The organism is Pseudomonas sp. TE36184 (genome assembly GCF_054060055.1).
This window is the reverse complement of sequence record NZ_JBSSCU010000001.1, coordinates 850,009-875,599: the sequence shown is the minus strand read 5'-3', so window position 1 is coordinate 875,599 and position 25,591 is coordinate 850,009. Positions and strand designations below refer to the sequence as shown.

Below are 25,591 nucleotides of genomic sequence, written 5' to 3'. Positions count from 1 at the left end.
TTGTCAGATAACGCCGCGCGCGCGCAGGTCGTCGATGGTTTCGCCCGAATAACCGAGCTGATCGAGAATGCCCTGGCTGTGCTCGCCTAACGCGGGCACCGCATCCATGCGCGGGCTGAATGCCGTATTGCGCGCTGGCGGCAACAGCGCTGGCAGCGGACCGGCCGGGCTCGCGACTTCGCGCCAGCTGTCACGTGCCTTGAGTTGCGGGTGGTCCCACACGCCGTGCATATCGTTGACGCGGGCACTGGCGATCTGCGCATGTTCCAGGCGCTGGATGACGGCCTCGGCGTCGAGTCGGGCGAAGCTGTCGACGATGATCCGGCGCAGCGCCTCGCGGTTGGCCGAGCGCTTGAAGTTGGCGCAGAAGCGCTCGTCCGTGGCCAGCGCCGGGGTGAGCAGCACCTTGTCGCAGAACGCCGCCCATTCGCGCTCGTTCTGCAAGCCGAGCATCACCGTACCGCCGTCGCCGGTGGGAAACGGTCCGTAGGGATAAATCGTCGAATGCGCCGCCCCGGCACGCGGCGGTGGCGGTGCTCCGTCGAAGGCGTAGTACATCGGGTAGCCCATCCACTCCACCAGGCTTTCCAGCATGCTCACGTCGATACGGCTGCCCTCGCCGGTCTTGCCGCGCAACAACAGCGCCGAGAGGATGCCGCTGTAGGCGTACATGCCGGCGGCGATGTCGGCGATGGAGCAACCGGCCTTGGCCATCTGGTCGTCAGCGGGCCCGCCGGTCACCGACAGAAAGCCGCCCTCGCTCTGGATCAACAGGTCATAAGCCTTCTTTTGCGCGTAGGGCCCGCCTTCGCCATAGCCGGAAATATCGCAGACGATCAAGCGCGGGAAGCGCGCATGCAGCGTCTCGAACGACAGACCCATGCGCGCCGCTGCACCGGGTGCGAGGTTCTGCACCAGTACATCGGCGTCGGCGAGCAAGCTGTCGAGAATGGCGCCCGCCGCGTCTTGCTTGAGGTCCAGGGTCAGGCTTTCCTTGGAGCGGTTGGTCCACACGAAATGCGACGCCAGGCCGCGCACGCGTTCGTCATAGCCACGGGCGAAGTCACCGCTGCCGGGGCGTTCGATCTTGATCACACGCGCGCCGAGATCGGCCAATTGGCGTGTGCAAAAGGGTGCGGCAATCGCATGTTCCAGGCTGACAACGGTGATACCGTCCAGCGGTCGTTGATTAGCAGTCATGACGATTCCTCAAAGCCAGTGGGCCATGGACGGGGTGTTGCGCAACTGCCAGACCTTGGCGATCAACGCGTCGGCCTCGGCCGGGGTGCGTGCGCCGCTGAACTGGCTGAGGCGCTGGAATTTATCCGCCAGCTCGGCGCGGCTGAGGCTGTTGCCGGGGTCGCCCTTGGGCTCGTCGATAGCGCCGTGCAGCGTGCGGCCATCCTCGGTGGTGACGGTGACGCGGCCCAGCCAACGCTGCGGATAGGCGTCGTCGACTTCGCGATCGAGGGTCATGCTGACCTTGTCGCGAAAGGCCGAGACGGCGGGATCGCTCAGTGCCAGCGTGTGGAACTCAACCAGCCCGGCCTTGCCATGCACGGCGATCAGGCCCAGCACGGTGCCCATGGAGAACTTGGCCTGGTGGACGGTGGCCGGCGTAGTGACGCGCCCCAGCACATCGATGGCGCCCTGATGCACGCGGGTCTGCACCTTGGCGATCGCGGCGGCATCGAGGCCTTCACGCTGCATCAACTGCAGCAGCGCATCGGCGGCAGGATGGGTGTGGCGACACGAGGCATGGAACTTGAACGAGGTTTCCAGCAGCGCCCAGCGCCGGCCGAGGTCGGCGGACAGCTTGTGCGGTTTGGCATCGCTGGACATTCCGGCTGCCAGGCCCTGGTCGCCTTCGAGGATATTGCGCGCGCCCGTCAGCCCGTCCGCCGTCAGGTACGCGGCGAGCAAGCCATCCGCCGCCGCCTTGGCCGTGTGCAATTGCTTGGAGTCGGCGGCATCGCGCAAAAACTCCCACAGCCCGGCAGCCTGGGTGCCGGCGCTGCCGAGCAGGTTGATGAATTGCTCCTGATCGAACCCCAGCAATTTGCCCACGGCCACCGCCGCCGCCAAGGTGCCGACGGTCGCGGTGGTGTGGAAGATGCGGTAGTGGGAACGGCCCATGAATTCGCCGATGCGAATCCCGGCTTCATAACCGGCCACCGCGGCCAGCAGCAGTTCACGGCCGGATTTGCCGAGGTCCTGGGCCGCCGCCAGGGCTGCGGGAAAGACCACCGTCGCCGGGTGCAGCACCGAGCTGTTGTGCAGGTCATCCTGCTCCACCAGGTGCGACGAGGCGCCGTTGACCAACGCGGCGAAATACGCGCTGCTGCTGCGGCCATTGACGATCACCTGCGCCGGGCCGCTGCTCGGCCCCATTTTCTGCGCGTAGCGTTCAAACAGTGGTATCGGGTGCGCGCCCTGGCTGGCCAGCGCCGACGCCAGCCAATCGAGAAAAAGGTCTTCGGTGCGCGCCAGCACCGGTTCGGGTAACTGCGCATAGGTCAATTCGGCGAGGAACCGACACAGGGCTTGGGTATGGCTCATGTTCAGGCCCTCAGAAACTGCGTGGCAGCTCGAGCAAGTGCTCGGCCACGTAGGACAGGATCAGGTTGGTGGAGATCGGCGCCACCTGGTACAGGCGGGTCTCGCGGAATTTGCGTTCCACGTCGTACTCGCAGGCAAAACCAAAGCCGCCGTGGGTTTGCAGGCACGCATTGGCCGCCTCCCAGGACGCCTTGGCCGCCAGGTACTTGGCCATGTTCGCGCTGGCCCCGGCAGGCGCGCCGCGGTCGTATTCCTCGCAGGCACGCCAGCGCATCAGGTCGGCCGCTTCGATTTCGATATGCGCTTCGGCAATCGGGAACTGCACGCCCTGGTTCTGCCCGATGGGCCGGCCGAACACCACGCGGTCGCGGGCATAGGCGCTGGCCTTTTCGATAAACCAGCGGCCATCGCCGATGCACTCGGCGGCGATCAGGGTGCGCTCAGCATTCAGGCCGTCGAGGATGTACTTGAAGCCCTTGCCCTCTTCGCCGATCAGGCTGTCCAGAGGCAGTTCGAGGTTGTCGAAGAACAGCTCGTTGGTTTCGTGGTTGACCATGTTGGCGATGGGTTGCACGGTCAGGCCGTTGCCGATCGCCTCGCGCAGGTCCACGAGGAAGATCGACATGCCTTCGGACTTTTTCTTCACGTCGGCCAGCGGCGTGGTGCGCGCCAGCAGGATCATCAGGTCGGAATGCTGCACCCGCGAGATCCAGACTTTCTGGCCGTTGATTACGTACTTGTCGCCGCGCTTGATCGCGGTGGTCTTGATCCTGGTGGTGTCGGTGCCGGTGCTGGGCTCGGTGACGCCCATCGATTGCAGTCGCAATTCGCCGCTGGCCAGCTTGGGCAGGTAGAAGCGTTTTTGCGCGGCGCTGCCGTGGCGCAGCAGGGTGAACATGTTGTACATCTGGCCGTGGACAGTGCCGGAGTTACCGCCGCAACGGTTGACCTCTTCAAGGATCACCGACGCTTCAGCCAGGCCGAGGCCGGAGCCGCCGTACTCTTCCGGGATCATCGCCGACAGCCAGCCGGCGGCGGTCAAGGCCTTGACGAAGGCATCGGGGAACGCTTTTTCTTCGTCGATCCGACGCCAGTACGCCGCATCGAATTCGGCGCACAAGGCGCGCACGCCCGCGCGGATGGCATTGAGTGCTTCATTGTCATTCGGGTTCATTAACGGCTCTCCGCCTGTTGTTCTGGTGTTATTCGAAATGCACACGGGCCTGCTGGGCCAAGCCATCGTGATTACCGGCCCACAGTTCTGCCACGCCGGCTTGGCTGATACGCCCGGCGACTTCAAACGGTTGCGCAGCGATCAGCGGGCGCACGCCGCGATAGTCGAAACGGCGCACCGTGGCGCTGGGATGGGCCCGACAAAAGGCGCGCAGGCTCAACGTGGCGATCAACGGCCCATGCACCACCAGGCCCGAATAGCCTTCCGTGCCGGTGACGTAGGGATAGTCGTAGTGAATGCGGTGGCCGTTGAAAGTCACGGCGCTGTAGCGGAACAGCAGGGTCGGCGTCGGCTCGATCGCTTCGCACCACTCACCCGCCGCCAGCGCCGCGCCGTTGCCCGGCTTGGGTGGGGTCGGTTCGCGGTAGACGATGTCTTGTTCTTCGCGGATCGCCAGGCGGCCGTCCTGGGCGTAGTCATGGCGCACGGTGACAAACAGCAACGCACCGGTGCGGCCGGTCTTTTCTTCGACCTGGGTGATGGTCGACACACGGCTGGCCGCCTCGCCGGCGCGCAGCGGATGCAAGAACTCGAGACGCCCACCGGCCCACATGCGATTGCGGTTATCCGCCGGCGGCAGGAAGCCGCCACGGGCCGGGTGGCCGTCGGTGCCCAGGGCCGATTCCGGCAGCGGGTCCTGGAAGAAACACCATTGCCACAACAGCGGCACCGCCGCGCCGTGTTCGGGCACGGGCTCGCCGAATGTCGCGGCGATGCGTGTGAGCAGGTTGTGGCTCAGGTGGTCGTGGGCCGTTTCGCTTCGGCCGACCCAATCAGTGGCGCTCATCGGGTGCAGGTCCTCGGGCTGTGAATGTGTGCCCCGGATCATGCAAGCGCCCGACCGTTCTGAGAATTTGCATTTCAATAAGCCAGCGTTCGGCTATGCTGAACGCCACGCATTGATGGGCAACGGGCTTGCTTCGGTTGGTTGGCATTTTCATCGCCGGCACACTGTCAGCGCAGGCAAGCCCCGCACCGCCGTTGCACCGAACAGCCCTGTCCACCCCGGAGCCGCCATGCACTTCGATCTCGCCGACCTGCGCCTGTTTATCCATATCGCCGAATCGCCCAGCCTGACCCAGGGCGCCAAGCGCGCCTTCCTCTCGCCGGCGGCTGCGAGTGCGCGCATCAAGGCCCTGGAAGGCCAGTTGGAAACACGTCTGTTGTACCGTGACAGCCGCGGCGTGGAGATCACCCCGGCAGGCGAGCGGCTGCTGCACCATGCGCGGCTGATCATGCGCCAGGTGGACTACCTGAAAAGTGAGTTCACCCAATACGGCGTCGACTCTGCCGGGCATATCCGCATCTTCGCCAACACCACGGCGGTCACTGAGTTTCTTCCCGAAGTGTTGGCCGGTTTCCTCTCCCAGCGGCCCGGTGTCACTGTCGACCTGCAGGAGCGCCTGTCCCGCGATATCGTGCGCGGCGTGCTCGATGGCACCAGCGACATGGGCATCATCGCCGGCCCTGTGGAGGCCGCAGGCCTGCAGGTGCTGCACTTCAGCACCGATAAACTGGTATTGATGGTGCCCGTGGGCCACCCCTTGGCGGACCAACCCTCGGTGACGCTGGAACAGACCCTCGCCTACCAGCATATCGGCCTGCACGAAGGCAGCACCTTGCTGAGCTTCCTGCGCGAGCACGTCGAGCGGGTCGGCAAGCAGTTGTCGCTGCGCATCCAAATGTCGAGTTTCGAGGCGATCTGCCGGATGGTCGAGGCGGGCGTGGGCATTGGCATCATCCCGGAATCCGCCGCCTTGCGGCACAGCCGGACCATGCAGTTGGTGGCGGTGAAACTGAATGAGCCATGGGCGATTCGCGAGCGCAGTATCCTGGTGCGCGAGCTGGAAGCGCTGCCGGGGACCATTCGTGCCCTGATCGCGACCTTGATGCCACAAAGCGCCTAGACTCCAGAGTCACCTTGCCAGAGGAGACTGCCCATGCAACTCGAAGGTTCCTGCCATTGCGGCGCTGTGACGTTCAGCCTGACCAGTGCCCACCCCTACCCTTACCAGCGCTGCTATTGCTCGATTTGCCGCAAGACCCAGGGCGGCGGCGGTTACGCGATCAACCTCGCGGGCGACAGCAACAGCCTGAAAGTGCGCGGGCGCAAGCTGATCTCGATCTACCACGCCAGGCTCAAGCCCGAAGGCGCCAGCCGCGCCCATGCCAGCAGCGCCGAGCGGCATTTCTGTTCACAATGCGGCAGCGCGCTATGGCTGTTCAGCCCGCAATGGCCGGAGTTGATCCATCCGTTTGCCTCGGCCATCGACACACCGTTGCCGGTGCCGCCGCAGCACACGCACCTGATGCTCGGTTCCAAGGCGCCCTGGGTCGAAGTCAGCGTGCGCAAGGGCGACCTGCAGTTCGATGAATACCCGGAGGAATCGATCGCGCAGTGGCATGAGCGGTTGGGGTTGGTGCGTTAACAGTCTTTGACAGTTTTCCGACAAAGCTTGCAAAGATTGTCGGACAGCCCTTCCCTAGCATTCGAGCATCCAAACAGCCATCTGGGTGCTCTTCATGTTTCGCACATTGCGCGGTATTCCGCTGCTGGGCTGCCTGCTCGGCAGTATCGGTTGCCATGGCCAACCGCCTGCCCCGCCGCCGATCCCCAAGGGCGACTACAACGCGATCATTCGCTATCTACAAACCCGCATTCCGTGGGAGATGGCCCGGGAGCAGGTGCCCGGGCTGTCCATCGCCCTGGTCAATGGCCAGGAGCTGATCTGGGCCAGTGGTTTCGGCGTGGCCGACAAGGCCCGGGGCGTACCGGTGACGCCGAATACGGCGTTTCGCGCCGGCGCGATCTCCAAGCTCCTCACCGCCGCCGCCGCGCTGCAGCTGGTGGAACAACAGCAACTGGCGCTTGACGCACCGATCCAGCAAACCTTGCGCGAGTTCTATGTGCGCTCGCGCTTCCATGACGAGCAGGCCTACGCCGACCGCGCCATCACCCTGCGCCGCTTGCTCAGTCATCAGTCGGGCTTGCCCAGCGAACACCTGCGCGGCCTGCGCAACACCTTCGCCATGGGCCAGATGCCAATGCGTATGTCGGGCGTGTGGCTGAGCACCCCGCCGGGTTCGCAGGTGGCCTACTCGAATCTCGGCTATGCGCTGGTGGGCGCGGCTATCGAACGCAGTAGCGGCAAGGCATTCGAGACCCAGTTGCAAAACAGCCTGTTCAAACCGTTGAAGATGAACCAATCGAGTTTTGTCGGCGTCGGCGCACACGTGGCCCACCGCGCGCTCGGCTATCAGGACGGCAGCGCCAGCACCGACGCCCAGGTGCGCGACCTCGCCGCCAGCGGCTTGTGGACCAGCCCCAAGGACCTCAGCCGCTACGTACAGATGCTGTTCGCCCAAGGCCTCTACAACGACACCCGCGTAATGGACCGCGCCTCCATCGAGCAGATGTTTACCCAACAAAATATCGGCAACGTGCTGGACTTCGACTGCCAGATGGGCCTGGGCTGGTTTCTCTCGCCCTGTGGCGACAAGCCGGTCAGCCCCGGCATACGCACGTTCCAGCACAGCGGCGGGGGCGACGATTTTGCCGCGCAGGTGACGGTGCTGCCGGACCAGCAGTTGGCAGTGATCATCATGGCCAACGACAGCAACGCCGAAGACATGGTGGTCGCGCTGAGCACCGACACCCTGCGCCTGATGCTCCAGGCGCAAACCGGCGCGCCGGTATGCGCCGACGACTGCCAGGCGCCCAAGCACGGGGGCAAGTTGCGCCAGGTGCCCGCCGCCATCGACCGTAAGCGCCTGGCCGGGTTCTACGCCACGGCCTGGGGCGTATTCCGGATCAGGGATACCCCTACGCGATTGTCCGGTGAGTTGGCCGGATACACCTTCGAACTGCTGCGCGATGAAGACGGCTGGTTGCGCGCGCAGCAAAAAGTCCTGGGGTTCTGGCTCAAGGATCTCGGCGGGCTGGGCCGCGTGCAACTGGACGTGGTGACGGTGCAAGGCCGGCAGATACTCACCGCGCGCAGTCACGGCCAGCGGGTGGCCGTGGGCGAACGCATCGACCCGCTGCCCCTGCCACTGGCCTGGGCCGACACCGTCGGCACCTATCAAGTGCTCAGCACCCACGAACCCGACGCGCCACTCAGCGGCATCAGCGTGCGCCTGGAAGAAGGCTTCCTGGTGATTCGCGGCCAACTGCACGACAAGCCGCTGACCGATTACATCCTGCTGCCCGTGGACAACGCTCATGCCGTGCTTGCCGGCAACGGCTATGGCCTGGGCGACACCGTCAGCCGCCAGGTCAACGGCCTCAGCGCCTCGGGCTACGCCTTCAAACGCACGCACGCGCCCCGTAAACCCTTGATTTTATAACCACGGATGAACCTCCTTATGCGCTCGAAACACCTTTGCCTGTCCATCACCTCAGTGTGCCTGTTGGCAGGTGCCGACACGGTGCTGGCACAGGACTGGGCATACAGCTTGAAAGCCGGCGTAGCCAGCATGCCCCGGTATAGCGGCAGCGATGAACGCAGGACCGAACCGCTGCTCGGCGGCGCCATCGTCAGCCCCTGGGGGATTTTCCTCGACTCCGACAAGGGCCTGGGCTGGCGTTATAAAGACGATGCCCTGAGCTTCAGCGCATACGTCGGCGCGAGCGCCTCACGCATGGACAAAAACGAACGCCTGCGCGCCGGCTCGAAACGGCTCAAGGGCATGGGCGAAATCAAATCACGCACGCAATTGGGCGTGAGTGCCAGCTATAACTTGGGCGGCGTGATTGTCGGCGCCACCTTGGAACATGCACTCAAGGAAGATGATCACAAAGACAGCGGCAAGGCATTTACCCATCTGGAACTGAGCGTTGGCACCAACCTGTATGACGGGCGCTATGGCGTGATCGACGCCAGCCTCAGCAGCCACTTCGGAGACCGTGACTACCTGCAGACCTGGTACGGCGTGACCACCGGCCAGGCGGCACAGAGCCGCTTCAAGGCCTACAACGCGGAGGGGGGCAATATCAGCAACGGCATGAGCCTGACATGGAGCGTGCCGATCAGTGAGCACACCCAGTTCTCGACCTTGCTGGATGTGCAGTACCTGGCGAATGAAGCGGGCAACAGCCCGATCGTGGAGCGGCGGTTGCAGACATCGGTGATGGGTTCGCTGAAGTACAGCTTCTGATCCGACAACCCGATTGAAACGACAGAAGGAGCCAACCGTGGCGAGGGCGCTTGCTGCGGTTGACTGCACAGCGGTCTCCGGTTTTTTAACCGTTGCCCCCCCAAAAGCCTTATTCGGTATACGCCCAACTCATCCGAAACGACGCCCCGCCCCACTCCGAATCGACTACCTGGACCTGCCCGCCATGCCATTGGCAAACCCGCTGCACCAGCGCCAGGCCGAGGCCGAAGCCGCCGGTGCGGCGGTCGCGGCTGGCGTCGAGGCGGATGAACGGCTGGAAGATCTTCGCCCGGCCTTCCTCGGGGATGCCGGGGCCGTCATCGCACACCCGCACTTCATAACCACTGCCGAACTTGACCAGCGACACTTCCACGCGGCGCTCGGCGTAACGAATGGCGTTGCGCAGCAGGTTGATCACCGCACGTGCCATGAAGCGCGGTTCGATCTGGATAAAATCGACTTCACAGGTACGCAAGGACAACTGCACGCCTTCCGCCTCGGCCTCCAGGGCCACGCTGCCGATCACACTGTCGAGCCAGCTGTGGGCCTCGATATTTTCCTGCGTGACCTGGGTGGCGCCGCGCTCCAGGCTGGCGTAGGTCAACAATTCAGAGACCATTTCCTCCAACTCGCCAAGGTCGGCATACATGTCGGTGATCAGTGCGAGGCTCTGCCGGGGATCGGCCTGTTGTTTGAGCTGGTCGAGCTCGAACGACAGGCGCGCGATGGGCGTGCGCAGTTCGTGGGAGACCGCGTTGGTCAACTCACGCTGGTTGGCGATCAGGCTCTCGATGCGTTCGGCCATCTGGTTGAAGTGCCCGGCCAGTTCGCGCACGGTGGAGCGACGCGGCAACAGGATGCGTGAGCCGAGGTCGTTATCGCCGAAGCGCTGGGCGGCCAGGCGGATATGCTCCAGGTCGCGCCAATGCGGGCGCACCCAAAAATACAGCACGATAGCCAGGCACAGCCCGAGAAAGCCGTAGACCCACATGTACATCCATTTGGGTTCTTCCGGCAGTTTGATTTCCAGCAACTGCATGCCACTGTCGATGCGGGAGAGGAACTCCTTGAAGTCCCCGCGCACCACCAGCAAGCCGTCGTCCAGCAGCTTTTTTTCACGCTCGGACAGCCCCAGGGCTTCGCTTTCAACCAGCTTCAGGTGCAGCCCGTAATGGGGTTGCAATTCGGCCAAGCGGGCTTGCCGCGCTTCGCCGACATGCGGCCGCAGTTGTTCGACCAGGCCATAGGCCGGGCCGCGCACGGCCTCGCGGCTATAGGTTTCGTCGGTTTCGGGCAGCAACTCGTCGAACGTGTAGTTGACCAGCCAGATCGCTCCCGCCAGGCCCAGGGCCAGAATCACATACAAGCGTAGAAACAGGCGCAGCATCTAGACCTCCCACGCAAACGGATTGAACAGATAGCCCTTGCCCCAGATGGTCTTGATGCACACCGGTTCACGGGGGTTATCGTTGAGCTTGCCGCGCAGTTTGCTGATGTACACGTCGACGCTGCGGTTCAGGCCATCAAAGGCGATGCCACGCATGCGGTTGAGGATGTCATCGCGCGAGAGGATCTTGCCGGCGCTGCTGGCCAGCAACCACAACAGTTCGAACTCCATGGTGGTGAGGTCGATCTTCTCGCCGCCCAGGCTGACCACCCGGCAACTGCGGTCAATGACCAGGCGCCCGAACTCGATGGCGCCGCGCACCGTCGGCTCTGGCGCCTGGCGCCGTTGCAACGCTCGCAGGCGGGCCAGCAGCACCGGCGGTTTGATCGGTTTGATCACATAGTCGTCGGCGCCGGACTCCAGGCCGAGAATGTGGTCCAGGTCGTCTTCCTTGGCGGTGAGGATCACGATCGGCGTGTCGGACACCGCGCGAATCGCGCGACACACATGCAAGCCGCTCTGGCCCGGCAGCATCAGGTCGAGCACGACAATCTTGGGCTTGAAGTCAAGAAAGGCCGCCAAGGCCGCATCGCCGCGATGCACCGCCCGTACCTCAAAACCGTGCTGTGCCAGAAAGTGCGCGATCAGCCCTGCCAGCTTCTCATCGTCCTCAACGAGCAATACCTTGCCCAGCCCCAGGTTTTCCATAAGTTCTCAGTGCACAACGCGGATTGAAGTGCGCGCATTATAGGTGGCAAGTTGCCCGCCGGCAGCGCTTGACCGGCTACACGCGATGAAGCTTCATGCTTTTAAGAGTTTTTAACAAATAGCCTGCAATTTTTAACGCCGTCACCGGGCGTTGTATGCGCAGCCGTCGCCTCAGGCTGGCACGCCACTGTGAAAGCGGAACTCGACGTCAGGGGACTCGATCAGTTCCTGCTCGGCCGCCCTCACCCGCTCGATCACCTGGGCAATATCCTTGGCCTCGCCATACTGATAAGCCAGTTTCAAGTAACCCTGGTAGTGCCGCGCCTCGCTTTTGAGCAGGCCGAAGTAGAACTTGCCGAGTTCTTCGTCCAGATGTGGCACCAGCGCCTCGAAACGCTCGCAACTGCGCGCCTCGATAAAGGCGCCGACCACCAGGGTGTCCACCAGTTTGACCGGCTCGTGGCTGCGCACCACCTTGCGCAAGCCCGAGGCATAACGCCCGGCGTGCAACTGACGCAGCGCGACCTTGCGCTTCTTCATCAGGCGCATGACCTGTTCGTGATGGACCAGCTCTTCCCGGGCCAGGCGCGACATCATATTGATCAAGTCAACATGGCTGTGATACTTAGCGATCAGGCTCAAGGCAGTGCTGGCGGCCTTGAATTCGCAGTTCTTGTGGTCGATCAGCAGGGTTTCCTGATCAGCCAACGCGGCCTGGACCCAGGCGTCAGGGGTGGGGCAACCGAGGAATTCGTGGATTTCGGGCAGGTTCATCGGGCTCACGGGCAAAGGATCACAAAAGGTCGCCGATTATACCGACCGCGCCGCAGACCACCAGCCACTGGCCTTGATGTGCATCAACATGACGTCTGGCGGGCAGCAACTATAGTTGTTCAACGCCCCCTTTCTGGAGAGTCCCGACCATGCAAGCCATCCGCAGCATCCTGGTGGTCCTTGAGCCCGAGCATTCGGAAAGCCTGGCCCTCAAACGCGCCAAACTGATCGCCGGGACCACCGGCGCGCGCCTGCACCTGCTGGTGTGCGACAAGAAACATGAGCATTCGGCGCTGTTGAGCCTGCTCAAGTCCGGCCTGACCGAAGACGGCTACAGCGTCACCACCGAACAGGCGTGGAATACCAGCCTGCATGAAACCATCATCGAGGTGCAGCAGGCCGAAGGCTGTGGCCTGGTGATCAAGCAGCACTACCCCGACAGCCCGCTGAAAAAGGCGCTGCTGACCCCGGCCGACTGGAAGCTGTTGCGCTACTGCCCGGTGCCGGTGCTGCTGGTCAAGACAGCAACCCCATGGAACGACGGCGTCATTCTCGCCGCCATCGATGTAGGCAATACCGACACCGAGCATCGCGCGCTGCACCACATGATCATCGACTACGGCTTCGACATCGCCAGCCTGGCCAAGGCGTCACTGCATGTCATCAGCGCCCATCCATCGCCAATGCTCTCGGCCGGCGACCCGGTGTTTCAGCTCAAGGAAACCATCGAGGCGCGTTATCGCGAGCAGTGCAAGGCATTCCAGGCCACGTTCGATATCGACGACGCCCACCTGCATATCGAAGAAGGCCCGGCGGATGTGCTGATTCCCCATGCCGCCTACACCTTGAAAGCCGCAGTGACGATCATCGGCACCGTGGCACGCACCGGGCTGACCGGCGCGCTGATCGGCAATACGGCGGAAGTGGTGCTCGATGCGCTGGAAAGCGATGTGCTGGTGCTCAAGCCCCAGGCACTGACGGATCAACTGGAAAAGCTGGCCAACAAAGCCTGATCATCAGGCGCCCAACACATCCTTGAGAAACCCCGGCGCGATATAGCGCTGGTAGTGCGCCTCGGACAGGATGAAAAACTCACGGTCGATGGCATCGCGCAGCTGCGGCAGGTTCCACTCGCGGAACTCCGGCAGCAGCACCATGCCATAGGCCTCCAGGTTGGAAATCACCCGTGCCCCGCGGGCGATCAACTGGTAGGCCCAGCAGTACTCGGACTGGTGCGGCACAAAGCGGATCTTGCGTTGCTCCAGCTGGCTGCGCAGGGTCTTGGGGTCGAAAACCTCCAGCTTGCCGGCCATGACCTGCACCAACAGTTGCTCGAGCCGCAGCCACACCGCACGTTTTTCTTCTTCGTTATAGCCGTTCCACTGGATCACTTCGTGGTGGAAACGCTTGCAGCCGCGACACACGAGGTCACCGTAAACCGTGGAGCACAGGCCTACGCAGGGGGTCTTGATGGCTTGGTTGGACATGGGCGGCAACACGCAAATCAGCGAAACAGGGCGCCATGTTAGCCCTTTGTCTAAGGTTGATCACCCAGCAAACTTGGCTTGGCAACTTACGTTTAGATTTTTTTTGCCGTAGAATCATCCGGCCTTATAAGGCGCCAATAATCCGCTGGAAGCTGTTTTCAAAGCGTCACGAGCACAGTCGTTCCTTCAGAACGGTGTTGGCGATGGTCAATGACCCGGCAGGTCAAGCCAGCGCCAACCCTCATCAGCTCCGTTCTGCAGGCGTAAAACTTTGAAAGCAGCTTCTGTGAGGAATGTCGGCAGCGCTGGCTTTGCGGCCCAAAAAGCCCCCGAGCGCATGCGTGCCGTTCATTTCTGGATGAGCGTCCCGTGGGACCACTGATGAGGGTAATAACTGTGCTTGAAGCCTACCGCAAACATATCGAAGAGCGTGCAGCCCTGGGTATTGTTCCCCAGCCGCTTAATGCCGAACAAACCGCAGGCCTGGTCGAGCTGCTGAAAAATCCCCCGGCTGGCGAAGAAGAATTCCTCGTTGACCTGATCACCAACCGCATTCCACCAGGCGTTGACGAAGCTGCCTACGTCAAAGCCGGTTTCCTGTCTGCCCTGGCCAAGGGCGAAGCCACTTCTCCCCTGATCGACAAGAAACGCGCCGTTGAACTGCTTGGCACCATGCAAGGCGGCTACAACATCGTGACCCTGGTCGAGCTGCTCGACAACGCCGAACTGGCGCCTGTTGCCGCCGCTCAACTCAAGCACACCCTGCTGATGTTCGATGCGTTCCACGACGTGGCTGAAAAAGCCAAGGCCGGCAACGCACACGCCAAGGCCGTGATCCAGTCCTGGGCCGACGGCGAGTGGTTCAAGAACCGTCCGACCCTGGCCGACAAGATCAGCCTGCGCGTGTTCAAGGTCTCCGGCGAAACCAACACCGACGACCTGTCGCCTGCGCCGGACGCCTGGTCCCGCCCTGACATCCCGCTGCACGCCCTGGCCATGCTGAAAATGGCTCGCGACGGCATCGTGCCGGACGAGCAAGGCAAGACCGGCCCGATGAAGCAGATCGAAGAAATGCGCGGCCAAGGCTTCCCGATCGCCTACGTCGGTGACGTGGTCGGTACCGGTTCGTCGCGTAAATCGGCCACCAACTCCGTACTGTGGTTCTTCGGCGACGACGTTCCTTACGTGCCGAACAAGCGTGCTGGCGGTTTCTGCTTCGGCAGCAAGATCGCTCCGATCTTCTACAACACCATGGAAGATGCTGGCGCACTGCCGATCGAATTCGACGTCACCAACATGAACATGGGCGACGTGATCGACCTGTACCCGCATGCTGGCAAAGTCTGCAAGCACGGTACCGATGAAGTCCTGACCACCTTCGAAATGAAGACCCCGGTGCTGTTGGACGAAGTCCGTGCCGGCGGCCGTATCCCGCTGATCATCGGCCGTGGCCTGACCGAGAAGGCGCGTGCCGAACTGGGTCTGCCACCGTCCGACCTGTTCAAGAAGCCGGAAGCTCCGGCCGAAAGCACCAAGGGTTTCACCCTGGCGCAGAAGATGGTCGGCAAGGCATGCGGCGTGACTGGCGTTCGTCCAGGCACCTACTGCGAGCCTAAGATGACCACCGTGGGTTCCCAGGACACCACCGGTCCTATGACCCGTGACGAACTGAAAGACCTGGCGTGCCTGGGCTTCTCGACCGATCTGGTGATGCAGTCGTTCTGCCACACCGCGGCGTATCCTAAGCCGATCGACGTGACCACCCACCACACCCTGCCTGACTTCATCATGACCCGTGGCGGCGTGTCGCTGCGCCCAGGCGACGGCATCATCCACAGCTGGCTGAACCGCATGCTGCTGCCGGACACCGTCGGTACCGGTGGTGACTCCCACACCCGTTTCCCGATGGGCATTTCGTTCCCGGCCGGTTCCGGCCTGGTAGCGTTCGCCGCAGCCACTGGCGTGATGCCACTGGACATGCCGGAATCGATCCTGGTGCGCTTCAAAGGCAAAATGCAACCTGGCATCACCCTGCGTGACCTGGTTCATGCCATTCCTTACTACGCGATCCAGGCTGGCCTGCTGACCGTAGAGAAGAAAGGCAAGAAGAACGCCTTCTCCGGCCGCATCCTGGAAATCGAAGGCCTGGACAACCTGAGCATCGAACAAGCTTTCGAGCTGTCCGACGCCTCGGCTGAACGTTCGGCTGCCGGTTGCACCATCAAGCTGTCGAAAGAGTCGATCACCGAGTACCTGAACTCCAACATCACCCTGCTGCGCTGGATGATCGGCGAAGGCTACGGCGATGCACGTACCCTGGAACGTCGCGCCCAAGCGATGGAAGCCTGGGTTGCCAACCCGGAGCTGATGGTGGCCGATGCCGACGCGGAATACGCCGAAATCATCGAGATCGACCTGGCCGACATCAAGGAGCCTGTGCTCTGCGCGCCAAACGACCCGGACGACGCCCGTCTGCTGTCCAGCGTTGCTGGCGAGAAGATCGACGAAGTGTTCATCGGTTCGTGCATGACCAACATCGGTCACTTCCGCGCTGCCGGTAAACTGCTGGATCAGGTCAAGGGTCAGCTGCCAACCCGTCTGTGGCTGTCGCCGCCGACCAAGATGGACGCTCACCAACTGACCGAAGAAGGCTACTACGGCATCTACGGCAAGGCTGGCGCGCGCATGGAAATGCCGGGCTGCTCGCTGTGCATGGGTAACCAGGCACGTGTAGAACCGAATTCGACCGTCGTGTCGACTTCGACCCGTAACTTCCCGAACCGTCTGGGCGATGGCGCCAACGTCTACCTGGCTTCGGCCGAGCTGGCGTCGGTGGCTTCGATCCTGGGTCGCCTGCCGACCGTCGAGGAGTACATGGAATACGCCGCGAAGATCAACACCATGGCCAGCGATGTGTATCGCTACCTGAGTTTCGATCAGATCGCCGAGTTCCGTGAAAGCGCTGCAAACGCCAACATCCCGGTGCTGCAAGCCTAAGGGTGTGTTGATGTAAAGGACGCCGCGTATCGCAAGATACGCGGCGTTTTTTTATGCCTGGGGATGGCTGTGCAACGCCAGTTGCACCGCACCATCGACGCTCAAGCCGCTGAGCAACACCTCGGGCGCCTGGGCCTCGGGCAGCGCCTGCAAGACTTCATGGGCGTCATGGCGCACCCGCGCCAGCACCAGTTGCTTGCCCTCCCCGCGCACCTGGGCAAAAAAAGCGGCCAGCGCTTCGACGCTGGTGCCGTCGAGGTCGGGGGATTCTTCCAGGCTCAACACCACCGTCTGCGCGGATGACTGACGCATCAGGCGCAGAGCGGCGCCGAGGATGCGCTCGGCATTCGCAAAAAACAGCGCCTCGCTTGGCCGTATGATCAACACGCCGGGAACGGTCAGCGCATCGGCATGGTGTTGACGGTCCACGAAGTCATGAGTGTCGCCCAGGCGCCCAAGCACCTGGATATCCGCCGCCGACATCTGGCGCAACATCAACACCACGCTGATCCCGACCGACAACAACAAGCCATCCAGCACGCCGAGCACCAGCACCGCCGCCACCGCACACACCACCAGCAAACGGTCGCGTCGCCACAGGAAGTAACGCCCCAGGGGCTGCAGGCTCAAACCCCGGCCCAGGGCATAGATGACCACCGCCGCCAACACCGGCTCCGGCGTGAGCGCAACATACGGCAGCACCGTCAACACAATCACCAGGATCACCAGCGCCGCGACGATCCCCGCCAAACGCGAATAGGCGCCAGCCGCCTCATTCGCCGAGGTCGCCGAATACCCGGCGCCCGTCGGCATGCCGTGGAACAACCCAGACACCAGGTTGGCCGCGCCCAGCGCCAGCAAGTCGCGGTTGGACGACACCCGGTCGCCGTGCTTGAGAGCGAACGAACTGATGGACCCGTAGGACTCAGCGTACAAAATCATGACCAACGCAAACGCCAACTCGCCCAGGCGCAGCCAATCGGCAAACGGCAGTACCGGCAAATGCCCCAGCTCCAGGCGCAGGTCGATCAGGCCGATCAGCGCGACGCCGTGGGCCTGCAGGTTCAGGCCCTGGCCGGCAATAACACCGAGCACGATCACCACCAGCCCGCCGGGCAGGCGCGGAACGCGGGCGCATAACCACAACACCAGCAAGGCCACCGCAGCCACCAGCGCGGCGGGCCAGTTCCAGTGCGGCAGCTGCTCCAGCAACTGCGGCAGGAAGCGGATCAGGTTGTTATCGGTCAGGTGGACGCCCACCACACTGGCCAGTTGCTTGAGGATGATGGTCAGCGCCAGGCCGAAGGCAAACCCACGCAACACTGGCTTGGCAATAAACGAAGTGACGCCACCGAGCTTGAACAGCCCGGCCAGCAGAAAAAACACGCCAATGATCAGCACCAGCCCGAAGGCCAGGGACAGCCTCAGCGCCGGGTCATCCCCCGCCAGGCTGGCCGTTGCCGCCGCCAACACCGCTGCCGACGACGAAGTCGCCGAGACGATCGCGAAACGGCTGGTGCCGAACAGGCCGTAGCACACCAGCCCGGCAAACAAGGCAATCACACCGGCCTGGGGCGGGAGCGCGGCAATGCTGGAATAGGCCACCGCCTCCGGCAACAGCAAACCGGCAATCGATAAGCCGGCAATTATGTCCTGGGTTCGCTTCGACGCAACGACAACGGGCGTATCGGTTTCAGTTTTCAATCGGCCCCATCCATCCTGGCTAAAAATGTGTTCCAGCTTAGCGCCCATTGCCGCGCGACGGTTGCGCCGCGTCAGGTTTTCCGAGAGAAAAAAAGGCCGACTCGCCACGCGTGCGAATCGGCCCTGTTCGGTGCAGCGTGCGGTCAGGAGAGCAGCGAGTAAATCAGCGCAGTAATCGCCACCAGGCCGACCGCCGTGACAAACACGTTGGACGCCTGCCCGCGGTACTTGGCCATCGCCGGCACCTTGCGGATCGCGTACATCGGCATCAGGAACAGGATCGACGCAATGATCGGCCCGCCCAATGTCTCGATCATGCGAAGGATGCTCGGATTGAGCGTGGCGACGATCCAGCACACCACCAACATGAAGGCGGCGGTCATGCGGTCCAGGGTCTTCGGTGCCGGACGCCGGCCGGTTTTCGCGACCAGGCCCTTGAGGCCTTCACTGGCGCCGATGTAATGGCCCAGGAACGACTTGGCAATCGCCACGAACGCAATCAGCGGCGCGGCGAAGGCGATGGTCCGGTTGTCGAAGTGGTTGGCCAGGTACGACAGGATCGACAGGTTCTGTGCTTTCGCTTCAGCCAGTTGCGCCGGCGACAGGGTCAGCACGCAACTGAACACGAAGAACAGCACCATCGCCACCATCAACAGGTGCGCGCGCGACAGGATCTGCGAACTGCGCTCATCGGCATGCGCGCCGTACTGGCGCTTCTGGTCCACCGCAAAGGCCGAGATGATCGGCGAATGGTTGAACGAGAACACCATCACCGGAATCGCCAGCCACAAGGTGTTGAGCAACGCCGAAGGTGCCGGCACCACGTTGGCGGTGCTGAGGATGCCACCGTTCCAGTGCGGGATCAGGTACACCGCCAGGAACAGCAAGGCGACGATGAACGGGTACACCATCAGGCTCATGGCCTTGACGATCGCCTGCTCACCGCAACGCACCACGGCCAGCAGGCCGAGGATCAGCACAAACGCCAGGATCGCCCGTGGCGGCGGCATGATGTGCAACTGGTGCTCCATGAAGCTGCCGACGGTATTGGTCAGCGCCACGCTGTAGATCAGCAGGATCGGAAAAATCGCCAGGAAGTACAGCAAGGTGATCAGCGCGCCGGCCTTGACGCCGAAGTGCTCTTCGACCACGTCGGTGATGTCGGAACCTTCACGGCCGGACAGCACGAAACGCGTCAGGCCACGGTGGGCAAAGAACGTCATCGGGAAGGCCAGCAGCGCCAGGATCACCAGCGGCCAGAAGCCGCCGAGGCCAGCGTTGATAGGTAGAAACAAAGTGCCGGCACCAATCGCCGTGCCAAACAAGCCAAGCATCCAGGTGGTGTCCTGACGACTCCAGCTTGTAAGGATTACAGGTGTCGTGACATAGCGTTCGTCGACGCTATTGGCCTGATCATTCATCCGGTCGGATCTCCGCATTTCCACAGCCGGCACGAGTCAGAAAAACCTGACAGGCAGCGCCCCGGCTATAACAGGGGCGCGATTGTCCGGGATTCTTTTAAATAAGCAAAGGCTTAGCTGAGGAATGGTTAAGCGGTGCAGAGGCTCAAGGACGAGGTTGTCGGCTATTTTTTGCGCGTTTGGCGTGAAGAGCCCCCTGGGTAGTCGCGTGTCAGACGAGTCCCTTGTGGATGCCCGAAACATCGTCACGCCTCATAAGAAGTTGCCTGCGACGCTTGACAGCCAAACTTATGCCCCAGCATGATCGGCCATGAACCTTTTTCAGCAGCACCTCACCCGCACCACCACCACGACCGCTTCTGGCGGGTCGTGCGGTTGCTGTGGGTGCTTGAACTAGACACCTCACGGATTCAACCCAAGGCCCCGCCAGCAATGGACGGGGCCTTTTTTATTGCGCCGCCATCCGGCACGCGAAAGGAGCAACACCATGGCTGACGCCCTGCTGATCATCGATATGCAAACCGGCCTGTACGCTGGCCCGGAGCACCCCTTCGAACGCGAACGGGTGCTGCAGACCATCAACCAACTGATCGGGCGCGCGCGCCACGCCGGCGCACCGATCTTCGTCGCCCGCCACACGGGCCCGGCGGGCTCCGCGATTGCCGCGGGCAGCCCGTATTGGCAGGTGTGGCATGAGCTGGATGTCGATGAGGCGCGTGACCAGTTCTTCAACAAAACCCGGCCCAGTTGTTTCCTCGGCACCGATCTGGCGCAGCGCCTGCGCGCGATGCAGCTCAATGAGCTGGTGATTGTCGGGATGAAAACCCAGTTCTGCATCGATACCACTTGCCGCGTCGCAGTCGAACTGGGGTTCTCGGTGATACTGCCCGAAGACGGCCACACCTGCATGGACACTGCGACGCTGTCGGCGGCGGCGATCATCGAACATCACAATGCCACGTTGGCCGGGGCGTTTGTGCAACGCGTGAGCGCCGCCGCGATCAGTTTCTGACAACGCAAATACCGTAGGGGGCACGCGTCGCCCCCAACACCTGCAAGCTCGGCCCTACGACGATTTTTCTGCCACGGCAAAGCGATTTTGCTGACAAATCCCGCATACTCTTGCTCTCAAAACCTTCAGGAAGAGCCGTCCGATGACAACCACTGTTCTGGTCCTGGTCGAAACCATCAACGAATACCTGCCCATCATCGAAAGCAATGACTTTCATGTGATCCTGGCACCTACGCCCGCCGAACGCGCCCAGGCCATCAAGGCCCACGGCGGGCAGATCAAGGCTGTACTGACGCGTGGCCCGCTGGGCCTGTATGCCGAAGAAATCGCCGCGCTGCCGTTGCTGGAGATCATCTGCGTGATCGGTGCCGGCTATGAGCATGTCGACCTGCAGGCGGCAAGCAACCGCGGGATCGTGGTGACCAACGGCGCCGGGGTGAACGCGCCTTCGGTGGCGGACCACGCCATGGCCTTGCTGCTGTCATTGGTGCGCGGCATTCCGCAAACGGACGCGGCAGTGCGCCACGGCGAGTGGCCCAAGGTGATGCGCCCTTCCCTGGGCGGCAAGCAACTGGGGATTCTCGGCCTCGGCGCGGTGGGCCTGGAGATCGCCAAGCGCGCCGCCCTCGGGTTCGGCATGCAGGTGAGTTACCACAACCGCCAGCCGCGCGATGACGTGGACTACATCTATTGCTCGACCGCCGTAGAGCTGGCACACACCTCGGACTTCCTGATCCTGGCCACGCCCGGCGGCCCGGGCACGCGCCACCTGATCGATCGGCATGCCCTGGATGCATTGGGGCCGAACGGCTACCTGGTGAATATCGGCCGTGGCAGCGTGGTGGTGACCGCCGACCTGGTCGCCGCCCTGGAACAGCGCCGTATCGGCGGCGCGGCACTGGATGTGTTCGACGACGAGCCCAAGGTGCCCGATGCCCTCAAGCGCCTGAGCAATACCGTGCTGACCTCCCATGTGGCCGGGCTGTCGCCGGAAGCCGCGCACGATACGGTGCAGCGGGTGGCCGACAACCTGCTGGAGTACTTCGCCGGCCGGCCGGTGCTGACGCCAGTCGCCTTGCCCCCGCCCGAAAAATGACCGATCAGGCACGCTGATCATCATCCAACACGCGAACCTATTAAGCCGCCCCGACCTTGTGGCCGGGCGGCTGGGCGCATTAGATTAGCCAATAGTCCGAGGCCTTTAGAATAAGCAGAAGGGATAAGCATGGCGCTGAACGACCAATCGACCCAGATCCGCCCAGGCGAAGAACTTGATGCCAGCCTGATCGATCCCTACCTCAAGGCCCATATCCCGGGCCTGAGCGGCACGCTCAAGATCAGCCAGTTCCCCGGCGGCGCGTCCAACCTGACCTACCTGCTGGAATACCCGGGCCAGGAATTCGTGCTGCGCCGCCCGCCGTTCGGGCACAAGGCCAAATCGGCCCATGACATGGGCCGCGAGTTCCGCATTCTCAATCAGCTGAAAGACGGCTTTCCCTACTGCCCCAAGGCCTACGTGCATTGCACCGATGAATCGGTGATCGGCGCCGAGTTCTATGTGATGGAGCGCGTCAACGGCATCATCCTGCGCTCCGACCTGCCGGCCGAACTGGGCCTGGACGCGAGCAAGACCGAAGCGCTGTGCAAAAGCTTTATCGACAAGTTCGTCGAACTGCACCAAGTGGACTACAACGCCTGCGGCCTGGCCGACCTGGGCAAGCCCGAGGGGTACGTGGAACGCCAGATCCGCGGCTGGAGCGACCGCTACGAAAAAGCCCTGACCCCCGACGCACCTCGCTGGGAGGCCGTGCGCGCCTGGCTCAACGACAAGATGCCGGCCGACCATCCCACTTCCAGCATCGTGCATAACGACTACCGCTTCGACAACGTGATCCTCGACCCGCACAACCCGATGCAGATCATCGGCGTGCTGGACTGGGAGCTGACCACCCTCGGCGACCCGCTGATGGACCTGGGCAACACCCTCGCCTACTGGATCGAAGCCGCCGACCCGGCGCCCGTGCAACTGATGCGCCGCCAGCCGAGCAACGCGCCGGGCATGCTCACGCGTCGCCAGTTCGTCGACTATTACGCCGAGCGCGCCGGCCTAGAGATCGACAATTTCGACTTCTACTACACCTACGGCCTGTTCCGCCTGGCCGGCATCGTGCAGCAGATCTACTACCGTTTTTTCCATGGACAGACCCAGGACAAACGCTTTGCGCAGTTCATTCAGATGAACAAGCTGCTGGAGCAGATGAGCCTGAATGTCATCGGCAAATCCGCCCTCTGATCGACCGAGCCAAGACCCACAAGGAACCCCCATGTCCAAGACCAACCTGTTCGACCTCGACGGCAAGATCGCTTTTGTCTCCGGCGCCAGCCGTGGCATCGGTGAGGCCATCGCCAAGTTGCTGGCCCAGCAAGGCGCCCACGTGATCGTGTCCAGCCGTAAGCTGGAAGGCTGCCAGCACGTAGCGGATGCGATCATCGCCGACGGCGGCAAGGCCACTGCAGTTGCCTGCCATATCGGTGAAATGGAGCAGATCAGCCAGGTCTTCGCCGGCATCCGCGAGCAGTTCGGCCGCCTGGACATACTGGTCAACAACGCCGCAACCAACCCGCAATTCTGCAACGTGCTGGACACCGACCTGGGCGCCTTCCAGAAAACCGTGGATGTGAATATTCGCGGCTACTTCTTCATGTCGGTGGAAGCCGGCAAGCTGATGCGCGAAAACGGCGGCGGCAGCATCATCAACGTGGCCTCGATCAACGGCATCTCGCCGGGCGTGTTCCAGGGCATCTACTCGGTGACCAAGGCCGCGGTGATCAACATGACCAAGGTGTTCGCCAAGGAGTGCGCCGAATTCGGCATCCGCTGCAACGCCCTGCTGCCGGGCCTGACCGACACCAAGTTCGCCTCGGCGCTGGTGAAGAACGACGCGATCCTGAAAATGGCCCTGGCGCAGATCCCGCTCAAGCGCGTGGCAGACCCGAGTGAGATGGCCGGCGCGGTGCTCTACCTGGCCAGCGATGCATCCAGCTACACCACCGGGGTGTCGCTGAACGTGGACGGTGGTTTCCTGTCCTAACCACATAAGCAGCACAATCCGCAGGTGGGAGCAGGCCCGCTCCCACTTTTTTTATCGCGTTGTCATACAGCCCCTTTGGAGCAAACGTCGCCAGCGAGTAGTCTTGGACCGACTCAGCCCCTCAGGAAAAACATGGAACTGCACGTGATCATCAACGGCCGCAAGGACCTGGCCGAACAGCTTTACCAGCAACTGCGCGAAGCCATCGACTCCGGCCGCCTGGCCGCCGGGGCGCAATTGCCGCCCAGCCGCCTGCTGGCCGCGCAACTGGGCGTGTCACGCAAGACCGTGTCCGACACCTACGCCACCCTGACCTACGAAGGCCTGCTGGTGGGCAAGATCGGACGCGGCACGTTCGTCAACAGCCGCACTCCGCCGACCGAACGCCTGCAAACCGCCACCGACCTGGCCTGCGCCGCCAACCTGGCGAAGTGGCAGGCACTGCCCTCGCCCATGCATCACCCCACGCGCGACAGTGCCCTGCGCTACGAGTTCCTCGGCGGCGCCACCAGCCGCCACCAATTCCCCCAGGACGAATGGCGACGCTGCACCCAGGACGCCCTGCGCCGTATTGCCCAGAACAGTGGCCTCTACAGCCAGACCGAAGGCCTGCTGGCGTTGCGCAGCGCCATCGCCGGGCACATTGCGTTTTCCCGTGGGGTCAAATGCAGCGCCGACGACATCGTGGTCACCAACGGCGCGCAGCAGGCTCTCGACCTGATCGCCCGCGTCGTGCTGGAGCCGGGCAGCATCGTCGCCATGGAAGACCCCGGCTACACCCCGGCGCGCCAGTTGTTCATGGCGATGGGGGCAAACGTCATCGGGGTGCCCGTCGACGATCAGGGCATTCAGGTCGAGCGGATCCCCGACGATGCGCGGCTGATCTATGTGACACCGTCCCACCAGTTCCCCCTCGGCATGCCCATGAGCCAGGCACGCCGCGAAGCCTTGCTGGCCCGTGCGTTCGAGCTGGGGGCGATGGTTATCGAAGACGACTACGACAGCGAATTCCGTTACGAAGGCCGTCCCACCGACTCCCTGCAAAACATGGACACCCGAGGCGTGGTGACTTACGTCGGCACCTTCTCCAAAACCCTGCTGCCGGAGTTGCGCCTTGGCTATGCGGTACTGCCGCCAGCCCTTTATGGCGCGGTGCTCAAGGCCAAGCAATTGACCGATCAACACAGCTCCACCTTGCCGCAATGGGCGTTGGCCAAGTTCATCAGCGAAGGCTATCTGCTCAAGCATATTCGCCGCTGCCACAGCGTGTATGCCGGGCGTCGCGAGCGCATCCTGCAGCGCCTGGCGGGCGACCTGGCGCCGTGGTTCGAAGCGGTGCCCACCGTGGCCGGCTTTCATATGGCGGCCCTGTGCAAGGCGCCGGTGAATATTGCGTTGTTGATGCAGCTGGCACGTCAGGTCGACGTGGGCCTGTACCCGCTCGACGTGTTTTTTCACGACACGCCGGTACGCCCGGGCCTGATCATCGGCTTCGGCGCGATCGAAACCCTGGACATCGACCCGGCCCTGGACAAGGTGCGCGACATTCTCCAGCAGATTGGCTAGAGGTTTTTCGGCTGGATTGGTCATTGGTTGGCGGGAGCACGCGGCGTAGGGTGAAGACCTCTCGAACGACTCGGAAACTCGCCATGAAACGCTCACTCGCAACCGCCCTGATACTGGCCTCGTTCAGTGCCTTCGCCCATGAACCGGTGTACAACCAGGAGTCGATCAAGGTTCTGCAAGAGCACGCCCTGAGCAACGTGCCCGGCAAGAAAACCATCATGCTGAGCGTCGATTACGCCGCGGGCCAGGCCACCGTGCCCCACAGCCATACCGGCACTGCCGTGGCTTACGTGCTGGAGGGCGCGATTACGTCGCGGGTCAACGATGAACCGGCGATCACCTACACGGCCGGCCAGTCATTCTACGAGCCGGCGGGCTCGCGGCACTTCGAGTCGAGCAATGCCAGCCAGACCCGACCGGCGAAACTGCTGGTGGTGATGGTGCTGGATGACAAGGCTGAGGTGCTCACCCCTCTGGCGCACGAATAGCACCG

Annotated in this window: 22 protein-coding genes; 12 read left to right on the top strand and 10 right to left on the bottom strand. The window is 62.9% G+C overall.

Annotated elements, in window-relative coordinates:
• Positions 1–3 precede the first annotated feature (3 nt).
• The 4 genes from ACVWZP_RS03990 to ACVWZP_RS03975 are packed head-to-tail and all read right to left on the bottom strand — an operon-like array spanning position 4 to position 4,580.
• Entirely contained in the window at positions 4–1,200 is a 1,197-nt protein-coding gene (locus tag ACVWZP_RS03990; protein WP_079444005.1) for a CaiB/BaiF CoA transferase family protein, read from the bottom strand.
• A gap of 9 nt (positions 1,201–1,209) precedes the next feature.
• Positions 1,210–2,559, bottom strand: a complete 1,350-nt coding sequence (locus ACVWZP_RS03985) for an MmgE/PrpD family protein (protein WP_457369396.1) — start codon at positions 2,557–2,559, stop codon at positions 1,210–1,212.
• A 10-nt stretch (positions 2,560–2,569) separates the two neighbouring features.
• Positions 2,570–3,733 (bottom strand): acyl-CoA dehydrogenase family protein, encoded by a 1,164-nt coding sequence (locus ACVWZP_RS03980; protein WP_057004641.1) that lies wholly within the window; start codon positions 3,731–3,733, stop codon positions 2,570–2,572.
• Positions 3,734–3,761: 28 nt separating this feature from the next.
• Positions 3,762–4,580: an FAS1-like dehydratase domain-containing protein gene (locus ACVWZP_RS03975; RefSeq protein WP_457369395.1), complete on the bottom strand. Its 819-nt coding sequence runs from the start codon at positions 4,578–4,580 to the stop codon at positions 3,762–3,764.
• A 229-nt stretch (positions 4,581–4,809) separates the two neighbouring features.
• Here ACVWZP_RS03975 and ACVWZP_RS03970 point away from each other — a divergent pair, with 229 nt between their 5' ends.
• From ACVWZP_RS03970 to ACVWZP_RS03955, 4 genes are all read left to right on the top strand, one after another.
• Positions 4,810–5,700, top strand: a complete 891-nt coding sequence (locus ACVWZP_RS03970; RefSeq protein WP_079444008.1) for a LysR family transcriptional regulator — start codon at positions 4,810–4,812, stop codon at positions 5,698–5,700.
• A gap of 33 nt (positions 5,701–5,733) precedes the next feature.
• Positions 5,734–6,222, top strand: a complete 489-nt coding sequence (locus tag ACVWZP_RS03965) for a GFA family protein (protein ID WP_079444009.1) — start codon at positions 5,734–5,736, stop codon at positions 6,220–6,222.
• Positions 6,223–6,316: 94 nt separating this feature from the next.
• Positions 6,317–8,140: a serine hydrolase domain-containing protein gene (locus ACVWZP_RS03960; RefSeq protein WP_457369394.1), complete on the top strand. Its 1,824-nt coding sequence runs from the start codon at positions 6,317–6,319 to the stop codon at positions 8,138–8,140.
• Between the two features lie 18 nt (positions 8,141–8,158).
• A complete protein-coding gene (locus ACVWZP_RS03955; protein ID WP_046383644.1) occupies positions 8,159–8,950 on the top strand; it encodes a MipA/OmpV family protein in 792 nt (263 codons plus the stop codon).
• A 109-nt stretch (positions 8,951–9,059) separates the two neighbouring features.
• Here ACVWZP_RS03955 and ACVWZP_RS03950 read toward each other — a convergent pair whose 3' ends face one another.
• The 3 genes from ACVWZP_RS03950 to miaE form a co-directional block, all read right to left on the bottom strand.
• Complete coding sequence (locus ACVWZP_RS03950) at positions 9,060–10,337, bottom strand: ATP-binding protein (protein WP_457369393.1); 1,278 nt, start codon at positions 10,335–10,337, stop codon at positions 9,060–9,062.
• Complete coding sequence (locus tag ACVWZP_RS03945) at positions 10,338–11,045, bottom strand: winged helix-turn-helix domain-containing protein (RefSeq protein ID WP_017846464.1); 708 nt, start codon at positions 11,043–11,045, stop codon at positions 10,338–10,340. It abuts the gene before it with no gap.
• A gap of 171 nt (positions 11,046–11,216) precedes the next feature.
• Positions 11,217–11,819 (bottom strand): tRNA-(ms[2]io[6]A)-hydroxylase, encoded by a 603-nt coding sequence (miaE, locus tag ACVWZP_RS03940; RefSeq protein WP_017846465.1) that lies wholly within the window; start codon positions 11,817–11,819, stop codon positions 11,217–11,219.
• A 149-nt stretch (positions 11,820–11,968) separates the two neighbouring features.
• Here miaE and ACVWZP_RS03935 point away from each other — a divergent pair, with 149 nt between their 5' ends.
• Positions 11,969–12,832 carry a universal stress protein gene (locus ACVWZP_RS03935; protein WP_017846466.1) on the top strand — a complete coding sequence of 288 codons (864 nt, stop codon included), beginning with the start codon at positions 11,969–11,971 and terminating at the stop codon, positions 12,830–12,832.
• A gap of 3 nt (positions 12,833–12,835) precedes the next feature.
• Here ACVWZP_RS03935 and ACVWZP_RS03930 read toward each other — a convergent pair whose 3' ends face one another.
• A complete protein-coding gene (locus ACVWZP_RS03930) occupies positions 12,836–13,306 on the bottom strand; it encodes a DUF1289 domain-containing protein (RefSeq protein WP_017846467.1) in 471 nt (156 codons plus the stop codon).
• Positions 13,307–13,702: 396 nt separating this feature from the next.
• On the opposite strand from ACVWZP_RS03930, the gene acnB reads away from it, so the two are divergent.
• Positions 13,703–16,303, top strand: coding sequence for a bifunctional aconitate hydratase 2/2-methylisocitrate dehydratase (gene acnB, locus ACVWZP_RS03925; protein WP_017846468.1), 2,601 nt, complete (start codon positions 13,703–13,705; stop codon positions 16,301–16,303).
• Positions 16,304–16,354: 51 nt separating this feature from the next.
• On the opposite strand, the gene ACVWZP_RS03920 is transcribed toward acnB, so the two are convergent.
• Together ACVWZP_RS03920 and ACVWZP_RS03915 are read right to left on the bottom strand one after the other, a co-directional pair.
• A complete protein-coding gene (locus ACVWZP_RS03920; protein ID WP_046383647.1) occupies positions 16,355–18,007 on the bottom strand; it encodes a SulP family inorganic anion transporter in 1,653 nt (550 codons plus the stop codon).
• A gap of 143 nt (positions 18,008–18,150) precedes the next feature.
• A complete protein-coding gene (locus ACVWZP_RS03915; protein ID WP_057004649.1) occupies positions 18,151–19,428 on the bottom strand; it encodes a serine/threonine transporter in 1,278 nt (425 codons plus the stop codon).
• Positions 19,429–19,915: 487 nt separating this feature from the next.
• On the opposite strand from ACVWZP_RS03915, the gene ACVWZP_RS03910 reads away from it, so the two are divergent.
• The 6 genes from ACVWZP_RS03910 to ACVWZP_RS03885 all read left to right on the top strand — a co-directional run bounded on the left by ACVWZP_RS03910 (position 19,916) and on the right by ACVWZP_RS03885 (position 25,586).
• Entirely contained in the window at positions 19,916–20,440 is a 525-nt protein-coding gene (locus tag ACVWZP_RS03910) for a cysteine hydrolase family protein (RefSeq protein WP_017846471.1), read from the top strand.
• Between the two features lie 142 nt (positions 20,441–20,582).
• Entirely contained in the window at positions 20,583–21,536 is a 954-nt protein-coding gene (locus ACVWZP_RS03905; protein ID WP_017846472.1) for a 2-hydroxyacid dehydrogenase, read from the top strand.
• A 129-nt stretch (positions 21,537–21,665) separates the two neighbouring features.
• Positions 21,666–22,733 (top strand): phosphotransferase family protein, encoded by a 1,068-nt coding sequence (locus ACVWZP_RS03900; RefSeq protein ID WP_017846473.1) that lies wholly within the window; start codon positions 21,666–21,668, stop codon positions 22,731–22,733.
• Positions 22,734–22,764: 31 nt separating this feature from the next.
• The gene (locus ACVWZP_RS03895; protein WP_017846474.1) at positions 22,765–23,532 is read left to right on the top strand and encodes an SDR family oxidoreductase; all 768 of its coding nucleotides are present in this window, start codon (positions 22,765–22,767) and stop codon (positions 23,530–23,532) included.
• A gap of 132 nt (positions 23,533–23,664) precedes the next feature.
• A complete protein-coding gene (gene pdxR, locus ACVWZP_RS03890) occupies positions 23,665–25,098 on the top strand; it encodes a MocR-like pyridoxine biosynthesis transcription factor PdxR (protein ID WP_457369392.1) in 1,434 nt (477 codons plus the stop codon).
• An 83-nt stretch (positions 25,099–25,181) separates the two neighbouring features.
• Entirely contained in the window at positions 25,182–25,586 is a 405-nt protein-coding gene (locus ACVWZP_RS03885) for a cupin domain-containing protein (RefSeq protein WP_017846476.1), read from the top strand.
• Positions 25,587–25,591: the final 5 nt, after the last annotated feature.

Excerpts from the sequence above, each read along its gene's own strand:
- ACVWZP_RS03980 (WP_057004641.1), bottom strand. The coding sequence starts at position 3,733 with ATGAACCCGAATGACAATGAAGCACTCAATGCCATCCGCGCGGGCGTG.
- ACVWZP_RS03900 (WP_017846473.1), top strand. The coding sequence starts at position 21,666 with ATGGCGCTGAACGACCAATCGACCCAGATCCGCCCAGGCGAAGAACTT.
- ACVWZP_RS03895 (WP_017846474.1), top strand. The coding sequence starts at position 22,765 with ATGTCCAAGACCAACCTGTTCGACCTCGACGGCAAGATCGCTTTTGTC.
- ACVWZP_RS03970 (WP_079444008.1), top strand. The coding sequence starts at position 4,810 with ATGCACTTCGATCTCGCCGACCTGCGCCTGTTTATCCATATCGCCGAA.
- ACVWZP_RS03950 (WP_457369393.1), bottom strand. The coding sequence starts at position 10,337 with ATGCTGCGCCTGTTTCTACGCTTGTATGTGATTCTGGCCCTGGGCCTG.
- ACVWZP_RS03985 (WP_457369396.1), bottom strand. The coding sequence starts at position 2,559 with ATGAGCCATACCCAAGCCCTGTGTCGGTTCCTCGCCGAATTGACCTAT.
- ACVWZP_RS03955 (WP_046383644.1), top strand. The coding sequence starts at position 8,159 with ATGCGCTCGAAACACCTTTGCCTGTCCATCACCTCAGTGTGCCTGTTG.
- ACVWZP_RS03905 (WP_017846472.1), top strand. The coding sequence starts at position 20,583 with ATGACAACCACTGTTCTGGTCCTGGTCGAAACCATCAACGAATACCTG.
- ACVWZP_RS03975 (WP_457369395.1), bottom strand. The coding sequence starts at position 4,580 with ATGAGCGCCACTGATTGGGTCGGCCGAAGCGAAACGGCCCACGACCAC.
- ACVWZP_RS03885 (WP_017846476.1), top strand. The coding sequence starts at position 25,182 with ATGAAACGCTCACTCGCAACCGCCCTGATACTGGCCTCGTTCAGTGCC.
- ACVWZP_RS03935 (WP_017846466.1), top strand. The coding sequence starts at position 11,969 with ATGCAAGCCATCCGCAGCATCCTGGTGGTCCTTGAGCCCGAGCATTCG.
- ACVWZP_RS03930 (WP_017846467.1), bottom strand. The coding sequence starts at position 13,306 with ATGTCCAACCAAGCCATCAAGACCCCCTGCGTAGGCCTGTGCTCCACG.
- ACVWZP_RS03945 (WP_017846464.1), bottom strand. The coding sequence starts at position 11,045 with ATGGAAAACCTGGGGCTGGGCAAGGTATTGCTCGTTGAGGACGATGAG.
- ACVWZP_RS03990 (WP_079444005.1), bottom strand. The coding sequence starts at position 1,200 with ATGACTGCTAATCAACGACCGCTGGACGGTATCACCGTTGTCAGCCTG.
- pdxR (WP_457369392.1), top strand. The coding sequence starts at position 23,665 with ATGGAACTGCACGTGATCATCAACGGCCGCAAGGACCTGGCCGAACAG.
- miaE (WP_017846465.1), bottom strand. The coding sequence starts at position 11,819 with ATGAACCTGCCCGAAATCCACGAATTCCTCGGTTGCCCCACCCCTGAC.
- ACVWZP_RS03960 (WP_457369394.1), top strand. The coding sequence starts at position 6,317 with ATGTTTCGCACATTGCGCGGTATTCCGCTGCTGGGCTGCCTGCTCGGC.
- ACVWZP_RS03915 (WP_057004649.1), bottom strand. The coding sequence starts at position 19,428 with ATGAATGATCAGGCCAATAGCGTCGACGAACGCTATGTCACGACACCT.
- ACVWZP_RS03965 (WP_079444009.1), top strand. The coding sequence starts at position 5,734 with ATGCAACTCGAAGGTTCCTGCCATTGCGGCGCTGTGACGTTCAGCCTG.
- ACVWZP_RS03910 (WP_017846471.1), top strand. The coding sequence starts at position 19,916 with ATGGCTGACGCCCTGCTGATCATCGATATGCAAACCGGCCTGTACGCT.